Origin of the sequence: Roseivirga seohaensis, from assembly GCF_001592945.1 — a bacterium.
In the GTDB taxonomy this organism is placed as follows: domain Bacteria; phylum Bacteroidota; class Bacteroidia; order Cytophagales; family Cyclobacteriaceae; genus Roseivirga; species Roseivirga seohaensis.
The window spans coordinates 57,726-71,889 of sequence record NZ_LRPB01000003.1 but is presented as its reverse complement, the minus strand read 5'-3'; the positions used below and the strand labels follow the sequence as shown (position 1 = coordinate 71,889).

Annotated in this window: 14 protein-coding genes and 1 riboswitch; of the genes, 5 read left to right on the top strand and 9 right to left on the bottom strand. The window is 40.1% G+C overall.

Translation table 11 applies throughout. The features are described 5' to 3' along the window. Positions 1-96: 96 nt before the first annotated feature. The 6 genes from AWW67_RS02175 to AWW67_RS02150 all read right to left on the bottom strand — a co-directional run bounded on the left by AWW67_RS02175 (position 97) and on the right by AWW67_RS02150 (position 6,510). Positions 97-387, bottom strand: a complete 291-nt coding sequence (locus tag AWW67_RS02175; protein ID WP_062299936.1) for a hypothetical protein — start codon at positions 385-387, stop codon at positions 97-99. Between the two features lie 169 nt (positions 388-556). Beyond that, positions 557-1,138, bottom strand: a complete 582-nt coding sequence (locus AWW67_RS02170; RefSeq protein ID WP_141655360.1) for a hypothetical protein — start codon at positions 1,136-1,138, stop codon at positions 557-559. A gap of 117 nt (positions 1,139-1,255) precedes the next feature. Further along, the gene (gene nqrF / locus AWW67_RS02165) at positions 1,256-2,560 is read right to left on the bottom strand and encodes an NADH:ubiquinone reductase (Na(+)-transporting) subunit F (protein WP_062299931.1); all 1,305 of its coding nucleotides are present in this window, start codon (positions 2,558-2,560) and stop codon (positions 1,256-1,258) included. Between the two features lie 131 nt (positions 2,561-2,691). After that, positions 2,692-3,966: a homoserine dehydrogenase gene (locus AWW67_RS02160; RefSeq protein WP_071387029.1), complete on the bottom strand. Its 1,275-nt coding sequence runs from the start codon at positions 3,964-3,966 to the stop codon at positions 2,692-2,694. Beyond that, positions 3,963-5,018: a homoserine O-acetyltransferase family protein gene (locus AWW67_RS02155; protein WP_062299929.1), complete on the bottom strand. Its 1,056-nt coding sequence runs from the start codon at positions 5,016-5,018 to the stop codon at positions 3,963-3,965. Before AWW67_RS02155 ends, AWW67_RS02160 begins: the two co-directional genes overlap by 4 nt. Before the next feature lie 167 nt (positions 5,019-5,185). Continuing rightward, positions 5,186-5,304, bottom strand: a riboswitch (SAM riboswitch). Between the two features lie 198 nt (positions 5,305-5,502). Beyond that, a complete protein-coding gene (locus tag AWW67_RS02150; RefSeq protein ID WP_062299927.1) occupies positions 5,503-6,510 on the bottom strand; it encodes an NHL repeat-containing protein in 1,008 nt (335 codons plus the stop codon). A gap of 160 nt (positions 6,511-6,670) precedes the next feature. Between AWW67_RS02150 and AWW67_RS02145 the strand changes: the two genes are divergently transcribed. Genes AWW67_RS02145 through AWW67_RS02135 form a run of 3 tightly spaced genes read left to right on the top strand, consistent with a single transcriptional unit; the run spans position 6,671 to position 9,754 of the window. After that, positions 6,671-7,570, top strand: a complete 900-nt coding sequence (locus tag AWW67_RS02145) for a LysR substrate-binding domain-containing protein (protein ID WP_062299925.1) — start codon at positions 6,671-6,673, stop codon at positions 7,568-7,570. A 59-nt stretch (positions 7,571-7,629) separates the two neighbouring features. After that, positions 7,630-8,808 (top strand): threonine synthase, encoded by a 1,179-nt coding sequence (locus AWW67_RS02140; RefSeq protein WP_062299923.1) that lies wholly within the window; start codon positions 7,630-7,632, stop codon positions 8,806-8,808. A gap of 25 nt (positions 8,809-8,833) precedes the next feature. Beyond that, the gene (locus AWW67_RS02135) at positions 8,834-9,754 is read left to right on the top strand and encodes a YeiH family protein (protein ID WP_062299921.1); all 921 of its coding nucleotides are present in this window, start codon (positions 8,834-8,836) and stop codon (positions 9,752-9,754) included. Between the two features lie 325 nt (positions 9,755-10,079). Here AWW67_RS02135 and AWW67_RS02130 read toward each other — a convergent pair whose 3' ends face one another. From AWW67_RS02130 to accD, 3 genes are read right to left on the bottom strand one after another with little or no spacing between them, the layout of a single operon-like run. Next, positions 10,080-11,057: a radical SAM protein gene (locus AWW67_RS02130; RefSeq protein WP_062299920.1), complete on the bottom strand. Its 978-nt coding sequence runs from the start codon at positions 11,055-11,057 to the stop codon at positions 10,080-10,082. Positions 11,058-11,099: 42 nt separating this feature from the next. Next, positions 11,100-11,345, bottom strand: a complete 246-nt coding sequence (locus tag AWW67_RS02125) for a hypothetical protein (protein WP_141655359.1) — start codon at positions 11,343-11,345, stop codon at positions 11,100-11,102. A gap of 10 nt (positions 11,346-11,355) precedes the next feature. Continuing rightward, positions 11,356-12,198, bottom strand: a complete 843-nt coding sequence (accD, locus tag AWW67_RS02120) for an acetyl-CoA carboxylase, carboxyltransferase subunit beta (RefSeq protein ID WP_053224020.1) — start codon at positions 12,196-12,198, stop codon at positions 11,356-11,358. A gap of 198 nt (positions 12,199-12,396) precedes the next feature. Between accD and AWW67_RS02115 the strand changes: the two genes are divergently transcribed. Together AWW67_RS02115 and AWW67_RS02110 are read left to right on the top strand one after the other, a co-directional pair. Beyond that, positions 12,397-12,972: a TetR/AcrR family transcriptional regulator gene (locus AWW67_RS02115; protein WP_062299916.1), complete on the top strand. Its 576-nt coding sequence runs from the start codon at positions 12,397-12,399 to the stop codon at positions 12,970-12,972. 12 nt (positions 12,973-12,984) lie between these two features. Further along, complete coding sequence (locus AWW67_RS02110; RefSeq protein WP_062299913.1) at positions 12,985-14,064, top strand: 3-oxoacyl-ACP synthase III family protein; 1,080 nt, start codon at positions 12,985-12,987, stop codon at positions 14,062-14,064. Positions 14,065-14,164 lie beyond the last annotated feature (100 nt).

Here is a 14,164-nt window from a genome sequence, read left to right as displayed (position 1 = left end):
AGTTTTTTATTTCTATCTATAAATGGTAAACCATTTAGGTGTCGACAAATAAGAAAAACTTAGTGTGAAATGTTTTAAGGGGGTTATTTCTAAAATCTAATTTTTAGTGATTTCTATATTTAAGGTTCCGCAATCCTTTAGCGAGAACGATTTGTTTTGATTGGAACCACCAATAGTATAGGTGTGACTTCCTTCTGTTAGGCTTATAGTTTTCTGGCCTCCATTGCTGACGTTTCCTCTTAAGGTTCCGTCTACAATTAGGGTAATTGAATTTCCGTAACTGTTGTAGAATACTGCGGTGGCCGAACCACAAGAGGCTAAATCTTCGCAACTGGATAGCGAGATGCTAGCCATAAATAGAATGAATAAGACTTTGATTTTTTTCATCGAGAATCAATTTGAACTGAATTTTTATTTCTCAATAAATAGTAAATCCGGGACTAAAACCAATAAAAGTCACCAACTACCCAAAACTATTCATGAGTAACTGTTTAATTCCTAAACTCAAACCAGAACTTTAGGCACGTAAAAAACAATATGGATTGCTTGTGAAACACTAAGGAATTTTGAAATACCAAGACATGTCCGTGTAGCTTTCAAAAACTCTCATATTTTTAAACGTGCCTACTATATTTAAGCAATTGGGAAATACATCCCCACCACCATAGCATGGTTGTGATTTAAACCTGCCATCTAAATAGTAAATGCCATTTTCTTCTCTTACTTCAGTAATTTCTACACCAATGGCATCATTGTATTCGGTTGTTCTATATGTTCTTTTAAAAGGGTCTAAGTTTTCTCCAAATCGAGAAGATACGATAAAATCATCTTCAGTATTGAACAGGTTGATAGGCCTTATGGGACTCCAGTCAAAATCATTATTTGTGAAGGACAGTTGAAGAAGTCTATTTCTCTTTTGAGAATTGAGGTGTGCTTCATCGTAGATGAATACACTAATGCCTCCCAAATTTTCAGTATTTGATACTACGGCACCCGCATATTGGGGAGTCCATACCTCGCCAGATATAGTAGCATTGATCTCAGGTAGATCTTTTTTTACTTCGGGTTCAGGTAGCTTATTTGTACAACCTAAAATGATCAGAGTAGAAATAAGAAAAATAGACGCACTTAACTTCACAAAGTGAATATATACAGTATTAATTATATTATCATTTTTTTTATTGTGATTGAGTAGGGATAAAAAAATGACCATCCTAAAAGAATGGCCATTGTATATTTTATTGCTTGGGGTTAATTAACCTCCAAAGTCATCAAATGCTACGTTTTCAGGAGGAACACCCCAATCATCGCACATTTTGATTACCGCTGCGTTCATCATTGGAGGCCCACAGAAGTAAAACTCTATATCTTCAGGAGAATCATGTTTGCTCAAGTATTGGTCAATCACCGCTTGGTGAACAAAACCTAAGAAACCGTCACCCTCTTTGTCATTAATATCTTTCTTCTCTACCCAATTGTCTTCTGGCATTGGCTCAGAAAGCACAAGATAGAAACGGAAGTTCGGGAATTCCTTTTCAATTTTCTGGAAATCGTCTAGGTAGAAAAGCTCTCTTTTTGAACGGCCTCCGTACCAGTAAGATACCTTTCTTCCTGTTTTTAATGTATGGAAAAGATGGAATAAGTGAGATCTCATTGGCGCCATACCTGCACCACCACCAACATAAAGCATTTCTGCATCGGTAGGTTTAATGAAGAATTCACCGTAAGGTCCAGAAATAGTTACTTTATCGCCTGGCTTTCTAGTAAATACATAAGAAGAACAAATACCTGGGTTAACATCCATCCATTTGTTATTTGCTCTGTCCCAAGGTGGAGTAGCAATACGGATGTTCAACATGATGATGTTTCCTTCGGCAGGGTGGTTAGCCATTGAATAGGCACGGAAGATTTCTTCTTCGTTTACCATTTTTAAATCCCAAAGCTGGAACTTGTCCCAATCTCCTTTGAACTTGTCTGGACCAGCCGGATCGTTTGGATGCGGCTCAATGTTGATCGTTTTGAAATCACAAACTACCGGTGGAACGTCTACCTGAATATAACCACCCGCTTCAAACTCTAAGTGCTCGCCTTCAGGTAATTTCACTACGAATTCTTTAATAAATGAGGCCACGTTGTAGTTTGAAACCACTTCGCATTCCCATTTCTTAATACCGAAGATTTCTTCAGGTATTTGAATACGCATGTCGTTTTTAACCTTTACTTGGCAAGAAAGACGAACGCCTTCTTTTTGCTCGGCACGGTTAAGGTGACCCACTTCGGTTGGAAGTACATCTCCTCCACCTTCGTTTACGGTACATTTACACATGGCACAAGTACCACCGCCACCGCAAGCAGACGGAAGGAAAATTTTCTGACTAGAAAGGGTATTTAATAGTGTACTTCCTGCGGAAGTAATAATAGGGTTCGCCTCGTCACCGTTTACGATGATTTTAACGTCTCCCGACTGAACTAACTTGGACTGAGCATAAAGCAAAATCAGTACGAGCAATAAGATTACAGCCGAAAACGCGACTACTGAAGTGATAATTACTGAAGACATTTAACAATCTCTTTTAAATCAACAATTGGTTAGGCCGTAAATCGACCTCCCATAAGGGCTACAAATATATCCACTAAAGATTAAAATGGAGAAGGATTCAGTAAAAAAACCACGCATTTAGAAGATACTCTTTAAACGCTGATTTTTTCTCTCAACTTTTGACCCTTTCTCAATTCTAAAATCTCGGTTTCCAGTGCGCTAAGGTCTAATTCTTCCGAAATTTCGGTGTCATTGTCGAACTGAACTACAGAGATTTTAGAGTTATAAACCCATTTAGATTGAAGTAGTTTTGAAAGTTTGATTTTACCGATCACATAACTTCTATCAAAGCAGAAGAATTTTTCGGAAACTGCTTCGAACTCGTTGAGGTCAATATGCTCTGGTTTTTCAAAACTGACATACACTGTTACAGCGTTTTCGCTACTGAAATGTACCTTACCCTGATTGTAGTGCTTTTTATATTCGTATTTGTAATCATAACTCAATGCCGAAATATCTGAAAGCACGGCCGCACCAGTAGGTAAACTTCCAGCCCCTTTTCCTATAAATAGCTGATCGTCACAGAATTCACCGTTCAGTGTAACTGCGTTGAACTCGTTGTTTACATTTCTGAGGTTATGGTTCTCCTTTATAAACTGTGGTAAAACGCAGGCAAATACCTCATCGTTTTTTCGCGAAGCTTGAGCAATCAGCTTAATTCTATAACCGTGTTTTCTTGCAAACTCCAAATCGCTTGGCTGCAAATGGTCAATGCCTAAATTGGCGATTTTCTCTGGCGACACGTTAATGCCGAAAGCATGCGTCAGTAATATGCTCAACTTAAATTTCGGGTCGAAGCCTTTTACATCTAAAGTGGGATCGCTTTCAGCAAAACCCTTTTCTTTGGCTTCTTCCAAAGCTTGAGCGTAATCTAAATGCTCATCAAAAATTTTGGTGAGAATGTAATTGGTTGAGCCATTGAAAATTCCTTTGATTTCGTTCAGTGGTTCGTGTCCAAAGTACTCTTCCAAAGTTCTGATGATAGGAATACTGCCGCAAACAGCACCTTCATACAAAATTCCCTTTCCAGTTTTTTCCTGAAGATCAATCAGGTATTCAAGGTTTTCGGCCACCATTTTTTTGTTGGCAGTTACCACCGATTTGCCGTTTTTTAAAGTCGTAGTTACTATTTCAAGCGCAGCTTCCGCATTATCAATCAGCTCTACAATTACGTCAATAGAAGGGTCGTTCAAAATGTCTTCTTTAGTATAAGTAAAAACGGACTCGGGAAGACTTCTTACTTTATGGCGATCTTTCACGCAAATTCTTACGATTTCACCTTCAAAGTTTTTCGAATTGTTGATGGTTTGATAAAGGCCTTGCCCTACACAGCCAAAGCCAAATAGACCTATTTTAATTGCTCTCATTTTTTCAAGAATGGTTTTAGTATTTCAGATATTTTTTGAGTTTCGATTAAAAAGCCGTCATGGCCATAATCGGATTGAATGATATTGAATGTTGAATTCGGTAAATGCTCCGCTATAATTTGCTGGTCTTCTATTGGGAAAAGAATATCACCTTCAATGCCAATGACTAAGGTTTCTGCCTTTATTGTGGTCAATGCTTTTTGGAAATCTCCTCTTCCGCGCCCCACATTGTGCGAGTCCATGGCTTTCCCCAAAACATAATAGCTGCGTGCATCAAAGCGATGACTTAGCTTTAACCCTTGATAACGCTGGTAACTCTCGGCCCTATAATTATCGAGCGCTTCGTTGTCGTCTTTCTGGCTTTGGTTGAATGTGCTGGGTGTACGATATGAAAGTAAGGCCATGGCCCTTGCCGCTTCCATTCCTTTCTTTCCTCCGTTAACCGAGCTGGAATAAAATGAAGGATCTGCTTCGATGGCCATGCGTTGCGCAGCGCGAATAGCTTTGCCCCAAGGGCTGCTTTGTGCCGAAGTGGCAATTACAAATAGTTTATCAAAAATAGGTTCTTCAATTACCCACTCTAGAATTTGTTGACCTCCAGTAGATCCCCCCATGCCCAAATGGATTTGCTCAATTTCTAAGTGCTTCCTCAGCAAAATATGTGCTTTTACCTGGTCACGAATGGTGATGTTTGGGAAGTTTGATAAATACCTTTCGCCAGTATTTGGGTCGAAATCTTTAGGGCCAGTAGTGCCATAACAAGAGCCCAGAATATTAGCGCAAACAATAAAATATTCATCAGGATTAATCAGGTAATTATACCCAATCAAACCTGGCCACCACTGTATTGGGTCTGCATTTGCCGTTAGGGCATGGCAAACCCAAATTACATTGCTTTTGTCTGAATTAAGCTCACCAAAGGTTTGGTAGGCAATCTGAAGCTCATTGAGAATCTCACCAGATTCTAGGCGGAATTCACCAGAATGGCGATAGTAGTGTAACGAATCGTTCACTTTTTTAAGATTTTGAGTAAATGGAAATGAAGTAGTCATGGCACAAGAATTTTGAATGTAGAACAGCAGGAAAGGATTCTGAGAAATTCAGAATTAGGCTGTAATCAAACAACAAATTGAGACATGAAGAACTGACCCTGACTTTGAGGGTATGGTATGGAGCGGACGTTTGTCCACAAAGGATAAATAGGTTTGCATAACTGTCAAATTTATATTCTCCCGAAAACCACTCGGCTTTCTTTTGGGATTAGGAATTAGCACCTTTCCTCTGCGGATGGTTGCTAGCGCTTCATAGAGCCTATCTCTCCACGCTTCTGTATAAATCGATTCTTGAAATTTGGCTGATGCCAAAACAAGAATTCTCGACTTGTGGGCACAAACGTACAAGCCGTTTTACGAATTTCAAAATAGATAATGAAAAAAATAATCTGAAAGTACAATTCCGATACATAAAATATCTCTTTGAAGATGGTTTATGAATTGGTCGATTTAGCAAAAAAGTAACTAGGTATGATTTATCAGGTTAGTCCTTTTTAGGTAAGTCGAACTCATGAAGCTCGTAGGTCACTCCATCAAAGGCCAATATTTTGTTCCTTAAGATGGTAAACGACATATACCAAGTGTCATTCTTGCCATTATTGAGTTCAATAATTCTTGATAGTTCAATTTTAGAATCGCTTATCGTAAAATTGAAAATTTGCCTTGATGTAACTTTATTTTTGGTCGAATCAAACCCTACTAGGAGTATATAAAGCTCACTGCCATGCAAGCTTGCATCTATAACAAAGCCGGTTGTGCCGCGCATCTGGGGTGATGATTTTTCTCTTTTAATGGAGTGCTCAATAAATTCCTCGAAGTACTCAGGATAGTATATTTCTTCGGTTTTATTTCCTGCGAAGTCAAATCGTTCTATTACAGGCTCATTTTCACTTACTGCAATTATTTCATTTTTATATGGGAACAAACGACAAACTCTAGGTCTATCATGATTGATCTCAGTGAGTCTTCTATTGTGAGAGCCGAAATAGTGGATTGAGTTCTCATCTGTTAAGCTGTAGGAGAAAAGCGGTGGGGTAGATTTATCATATTTACTTCCATACAGCTTGTTGTTTTTAATGAAAAATCCACCGTTGCTAGGGATATCTCTGCCAAATTGGTGGCTAATCGTTCCATCTAAATTGAAGACCTTAATTTTCTGGTGACCACCATCCAGTATAAGTAATTGATTATTGTGAACCTGAGAAGCTCTTGGGTCTTGTAATTCGGTTGGGCCATCACCTTTCCGTCCGAAAATCTGCTTCAATTCATAGGTTTCATTTAACTCTAAAACTCTACCATTTTCAATTTCAGTAAGGAAAATGCTTCCTTTCGAGTATTGTATATCCTCTGTTATACCAACAAAAGTTGAATCGTTAAACTCACTAACTTTTTTTTGAACCTCAATAGATATTTCAGGAACAGGAGTTTCTGAGTCTTTATTCTGGCAGCCGAAGACAAACAGGAGTAGAAATAGATAAGATAACTTCTTCATAAAAAATGGAATGAAGTATAGTTTACTGAATTTGGTTTAATATGGTTGTAAACTAGTCTCCTACACTAGGGAGCAGAAGCTGAAAATGACTTGTTCAAACCAGAAATAAGGAGCGAAATGTTTCGTGTCTTCTTTCCATCAATCCCGTATATTGCGGCCTATGTTATCCATTTCGCACGAAGTTTTTTATACCGTGGCCAGTCACTTAAGCTTTTCTAAAGCTGCGGAAATACTTTGTATCTCACAGCCAGCAGTAAGCAAACAGATAAAAAAATTGGAAGGAGAAATGGAAGTACCTCTTTTTCAGCGCAAGGGCAATGCTGTGTTTTTAACGCCTCAGGGTGAAAAAATGCTAAGCTATTTGCGTGAAGCCAAGCATATCCAGAAACGTATGGAATCGGATATGGACATTGTCAAAAGTCAGTTGACAGCCAAAGGCGAACTGAGGATAGGTGCTAGTACCACCCTGTCGCTGTATGTTTTGCCCAAAGTGCTTTCTTCGTTCCGAAAAAAATGGCCATTGGTGAAAATAACTTTGATCAATCGGAATACAGAGAACATTCTTAAGGCGCTGACCAATGAAGAAATTGACTTGGCTGTAGTAGAAGATAAGCACGAGGCCAGCGGACTTCATTATGACTTTTTTATGGCGGATAAAATCATTCCGATCTGTTCTACACACAGCCCTTATGCAGGGCGTGAAATTTCCATGAAAGAACTGAAGGAAATTCCTTTGGCGCTGCGCGAAGTGGGTTCAGGAACCTTGTCTGCTTGGTCTAGAAAAATGGCGCAGTTGAATATTAAGTCCTCCGACCTAAACATAAAAGTACGATTGGGCGGTACCGAAGTACTTAAGAATTTTTTGGTGGAAGATACCGCTGTAGGTTTTCTTTCGCCTTTGGCGGTAAAGCGCGAAGTGGCTTTGGGTTTACTTACCGAAGTAAATATTTCGGGTTTGGCAGTAGAACGAAGTTTCAACTTTGTAACAAGAACGGGTGAAACCATGACCGATGTGACCAAGGCTTTTATTAAGCAGGCAAAATTTAGTTATAACCGTTAGTTATAATGGGTTACTTTTATTCATTTGATTGGTTATGATTAGCGATGCAGTTTTGCATCATGAACTTCATCAAAACACAAACATCACTCGCCAGTCATTTGGAATGCTCCAAATGTAAAAAATCATACTCCCTTCATGAATTGCAGACTTTTGCCACTTGCTGCAACAAACCATTGGTCGTACAGTATCATGCTATCGACTCCTTTGGTATTTCTGATCTTCAGGGTAGAAAACCCAGCATGTGGCGCTATCGTGAAATGTTGCCTGTTTTGGATGATGCCAATATTGTTTCACTTGGCGAGGGCATGACTCCCATACTGCCACTCAAACGATTGGCTGCTCAATTGAGGCTAAATGACCTTCAAATGAAAGATGAATCACTCAACCCAACGGGTTCTTTCAAGGCGCGAGGTTTGAGTATGGCAGTTTCAAAAGCCAAAGAATTAGGAGTGGAAAAATGCGTGGTTCCCACTGCGGGAAATGCAGGAGGGGCAATGGCTGCCTATTGCGCTTCGGCTGGCATTAAAGCTACGGTGATTATGCCGAGCCATACCCCGAAAATATTTCAAGACGAATGCCAGTATTACGGAGTAGAGTTGCTTTTAGTTAAGGGCTTGATCAATCAATGTGGGGCTTTGGCTGCTAAAATTGAGAAAGAGCAAGGCGCTTTCAATATTTCCACTTTAAAGGAACCTTACCGACTAGAGGGTAAGAAAACCATGGGTTATGAAATTGCTGAGCAGATGAATTGGCAGTTGCCTGATGTAATTCTGTATCCTACTGGTGGAGGAACGGGCCTACTAGGAATCTGGAAAGCTTTTCATGAAATGATAAACCTTGGCTGGTTAAAAGCTGATGTGAAGTTGCCTCGAATGATTGTAGTGCAAGCGGCTAATTGTTCTCCTGTGGTAGATTCTTTGAATGGAATTACGAAAGACATTTCTGAATACACAGAGTCTTTGGCCAATGGTTTGGCTGTTCCGGTGGCCTTTGGTCAGGATATGATTCACTGTGTGGTGAAAGAGTCGGGTGGTACTTCGGTGACAGTTTCTGAACAAGAAATGATTGATGGAGTGAAGAAAATGGCCAAGCAAGAAGGGGTGTTAGTTGCGCCTGAAGGAGCAGCACTTTGGAAAGCAATTCCGAAGCTTATTGCTAGTGGAGAAATTTCTCGCTCTGAAAAAATTATGATGATCAATACGGGAAGCGGCTATAAGTACTTAGAGAACTTGAATTAAACGTTTCGATTTAAATCTCTAAATCATGTTAATTTTCAAAAGAAGCCTGTTTATAGGCCTAGCTGCGTTATGCCTTTTGCCTGCAATCAACGGCCCGATTGCCTTAATTATGGGGCTTATTTTCGGGAGCATAATAGGGGATGTCGGTTTTAGCCAAGTGCCAAAAATCACAAAATGGCTACTGCAAATTGCGGTGGTGGTATTGGGTTTTTGCATTGCGGTGGATAAAGCCCTATCGGCAGGTTCGGAAGGGTTTATGCTTACGGCACTTTCTGTATTTTCAGTATTAGGCTTAGGCTTGTTCCTAACAAAACGATTTCATTTAGATAAGAAAATGTCCTTCTTAATCTCTTCCGGAACTGCAATTTGCGGAGGAAGTGCCATCGCCTCAATGGCACCTGTAATTAACGCATCCACCAGAGAGATATCTTCCGCTTTGGCGGTGGTTTTTTTACTAAACGCCTTGGCTGTTTTTATTTTTCCTAGCCTCGGGGCTTTTATGCACATGACACAACATCAATTTGGTTTATGGTGTGCCATAGCAATTCATGATACCAGTTCGGTAGTGGGGGCTGCTTCAGTATATGGTAAAGAAGCTTTGGAGTTGGCTACGACCGCCAAGCTGGTGAGAGTATTATGGATTATCCCATTGATGCTCGGAGTGGCCGTTTTCACTAAAGATAAAAAGCAATTCAAATTTCCGTGGTTTGTACTTTTCTTTATACTAGCTATGGGTTTTTCAGCCGCTTTTCCGCTTCCAAAAGTACTCACCTTAAGCATGTTTACTTTTTCTAAATCGCTAATGTCTTTGGTATTGTTTTTAATGGGGGCGAGTTTAACACTCAAAGAATTCAAGGTGGTAGGCTATAAACCTTTGGTGTACGGCATTGCACTTTGGGTGTTTGTGGGCGTAGCTTCAGCTGCTTTGATATTGGTTTTTTACTGAGTTGGAGAGAGTGAGCCGCAACGATCGGTAAGGTGCGCAAAGTGTGATTCGGTTAGTTGAATGTGTTTCACCGTGAAATAGGTTTGCACCACACTCCCCTAACCCCTCTTAATAGAGGGAACGGTTTGGCGGTAAGTTTGAGCCCACCTTTTTATTAAACTGGTAAGCCTAAAAATAACGTCCAATCTAGTTCTATGCACACTGCTTTTCATCCTGACTCCGAAGCTTCGGAGGAAGGATCTAGAAATAGAATCATGAATCGAGAAATTTAGATACTTCCCCGAAATCTCGAGGTCAGGAGAGAAGGAGTTTAAATTAAAATACCTCAAAAAAGCTGTTTCCAAGTGCTTTTGATGCGGTTGTATTTAAGGGTGCTGGGAAGCGCCTTCCACCAATACTTATTCATTTCAACTGCAAAACTCGGCTGCATGTAACAGTTGATCGCGCAACCTTCACAAGCATCGTAAAGGCCTTCCATCGCAATAGCAGCCTGTACTTTTTCTGATTGATAAAGGTTGAACAAATCATTTTGAACCGGAATAGTTTCTATTCCCAAATGATAGCAGGGCATGACCAACTCGTTTTGCGGAGAAATAACAATGGTTGTGCTTCCAGCTTTGCAAACTGGCTTGTCGATATGATTTCCGCCATCACGTCTTAATTGGATAAAGCCTTCGTTTAGGTATACGTTTTTACGTTTAGCCCACTTTTCTAAAAGGTCTAAAGTTGAAGAAGAAAGTGAAGGTCCCGTTTCCACTTCGTTATATTCAAAAACTGGATTTAGAATAAGTACAAGGTTGTTCGGAAGTGTAATTTGTTGATAGACCTTTTCGATTTCATCAATATTTTCTTCAAACACCGTCATCAGAATATCTGGTCTTTCTCCCAAACTTTTGGCCAGCTGAATGGACTCTATTACAGTATCGAAACAGGCTACACCACGGGCGGTATCATGCTTTTCTTTGCTGGCATAATCGAGGGAAAAGTGGAGCATATCTACCAAACCTTTGAGCGACTCTGCTCGCTTTGGGTAGAGCAAGCCGTTGGTGGTTACAGTAGTAATGAGGCCAAAGGATTTTGCCAGTTTTAGAAGCTCAGGCAATTCGCGATGGAGGAGCGGTTCGCCTCCCGTAAAATCGACTACCTTAACGCCTAGTTTTTTAAGGTCGCTAAAATTGCGTTCGGCATCTTCTAGCGTAATGTAAGGCGATGGCTTCTCCCAAATATCGCAAAAGCTACAAGTCGCGTTGCAACGATAAGTAACGTAGTAATTGCAAAGTATGGGATGCTTAATAAGTCTCATAAGGCACTTCAGACTGTTAAGCTAAGTAGTTGCTGCTGTGATTTAAGCCAAAACGTAGACGCCTAACACTATAAGGGTTAATCCGCCCAAAATACCCAGCCAAACGGCCTGTACTTTCTTATTAGGTTTCGGGTAAAAACCTTCCACTTTGAGTGTAGCCCAAACCATAATTGCGAGGCCAAGAGATAGAGCGCCAATCTTTAAAAGTATTGAGGTGGCGAGTAGTGTGAACATCAGTATGACGGACAATACTACTCGAACTCCAGTTTTAGAAATTGACAGATTCATAGCGAGGTTGTTAATTCTTCAACATACTCAACAATGTAGTCAATTGTTTTTTCAAATCCCTGCGGTCAACTATAAAATCTAAGAAGCCATGGTCAAGAACAAACTCGGCACTTTGGAAACCTTTTGGTAAATCTTTACCTACTGTATCGCGAATAATTCGTGGGCCAGCAAATCCAATTAATGAACCCGGTTCTGCAATGTTAAAGTCACCCAACATGGCGTAAGAAGCACTTACTCCACCCGTAGTAGGGTCAGTCAATAACGAAATGTAAGGAATACCTGCCTCAGAAAGTCGTGCAAGTTTGGCAGATGTTTTGGCCATTTGCATCAATGAATAACCTGCTTCCATCATTCGAGCACCACCTGATTTCGAAATCATCAAGAAAGGCATTTTGTTCTCTAAAGCGAAGTCGATTGCTCTTGCAATTTTTTCCCCCACAACAGACCCCATAGAACCACCAATAAAGGCAAAGTCCATGCACGAAACCACAATGTCAATCCCGTTCATTTTACCATGAGCCGAACGAACAGCATCTGTCAATTGAGTTTTGGATTGCGTTTCTACAATCCTTTTTGGGTAAGGCTTGCTGTCAACAAACTTAAGTGGATCACCAGAAGTCAATTTGGCGTCCATTTCAGTAAATTTATTATTATCGAAAATTATTTCGAAGTATTCTTTAGAACCGATGCGCACATGAAAGCCATCTTCTGGGCTTACGTATGCATTGTTTTTAAGCTCGCGGGTATGAACAATCTTCCCGTTAGGGGTTTTGAACCATAAACCGTCTGGTGCATCTTTCTTCTGTTCTGTAGGGGTAGTAATCCCTTTAACTTTTCTCTCAAACCAAGACATACGCGTTCTTTATTAAGCTTGAACTTTATAAACAAATAGGGAACAAAAATAGGTCAAAACTGTGGTAGCCCAAAGCCTAATCGTGAGAACCTCTCATAAAACATCTATATACCCAACAAAAAGCTAAAAACTGATTGGTTTTCTATTCATTTCTCTTTTCCTTCGTATCACGGAATGAACGTTCATTCCGCATTACAAATGTTTGAAAATAAGCTTGATAAACGTTCCTTGATTTTAGGTACTACTCTGAATTTAATTTCGGAGCAGGGCTTTCATGGTACGCCAATATCTATTATTGCTCAGCGAGCTGGAGTTGGTGCAGGTACTATATACCGTTATTTTCAAAATAAGGAGGAACTGATCAATGAGCTTTTCAAAGAGATAAAGCGAGATATTATTCGGGCCATGCTCAATAATTATAGTGACGAGGGTGATTTTAAAGCACGTTTTATGCACCTATGGAAAAACATGGTTCACTATTTTATGAAGCACCCAAAGGAATTTAATTTTATTGAGCAGCACCGCTACGCGCCTTATATGAGCAACCTCACAAGAGAAGAGTCTTTTATGATTTTATCGCCTGTGATGATGTTTTTTATTGAGGCCAAGCGGGCCAAGGCCATGAAGGACCTGCCATTGTATACCATCATAGCATTGCTATATGGTCCAATCGTGTCTTTGCTCAAACAACATATTGACAACAATCAAAATCTTTCAGACGACAGGATAGATCAGGCTGCAGAGGCCTGTTGGGATGCCGTGAAACACAATTAACAAAAGTGAATTATGCGCGATTGCAAAGTAATTATTAACGGGGTGGGAAGTTGTATTCCCGAAAGAATAGTTAAAAATGAAGATTTCCTAAATGCTGAATTCTATCAGGAAAACGGAGAGAAGTTTACAGCCGATAATGCTGAAATTATTCGAAAATTTGAAGCCATTACTGGGATAAAAGCTAGGCGCTATGCCAATGACGATCAAAAGGCCTCTGACTTGGCTACAATTGCTGCAAAAAATGCATTGGACAATAGTACAATAGATGCCGAAGAGCTAGATTACATAATTGTAGCTCACAATTTTGGAGATATGGAAGTGGGTACGCAACGCACCGACATGATGCCAAGCTTGGCCTCGCGTGTGAAGCACAATCTCAATATTCAGAATCCTGCTACTTCTTGTTACGATGTGATTTTCGGTTGTCCAGGCTGGTTGCAATCAAGTATTCAGGCCTACCAAATGATTATGATGGGTGATGCCAAAAATGTTTTGGTGGTGGGTACCGAAACCATTAGTCGTGTGGTGGATGTGCACGACCGTGACTCAATGATTTTTGCAGATGGAGCAGGCGCTACTATTTTTCAAGGAGTATCAGCCGATAGCATTGGAGGTGTGCTTTCGCAAAGCTCTAGAACCGATGCTACGGTTGAAATGAGTTACCTAGAAATGGGTGCTTCTTTTCACCCAGAAAAGCAAAACGGTAAACGCTTTATAAAAATGAAAGGCCGTAAGATTTACGAATATGCGCTAGTGAATGTAGCCGAAGCTATTAAAACTGCCATGGACAAAGCGGGAGTGGAGTTGAAAGACGTAGATAAAATTTTGATCCACCAAGCGAATGAAAAAATGGATGAAGCCATTTTAAAGAAGCTTTTTAAAATCTGCGGACAAGAAAAACCTATGGCCGAATTTATGCCTATGACCATTCAAGATTTGGGTAATAGTTCTGTAGCCACAATCCCGACTATGTTGGATTTAATTCAACGAAATGAACTAGAAGGGCATCAAATCAACTCTGGAGATATTCTGGTTTTTGCCTCAGTTGGCGCAGGAATGCACATTAATGCAATGGTGTATAAAGTGCCTTAAGGCTTCTATTGACATAAGAAATCACTTAAATGGGTTCAGCAATGAATCCATTTTTTATTCAAAAAAGAATGTCTTAGACTTGTAATGGCTATGCTCGGCA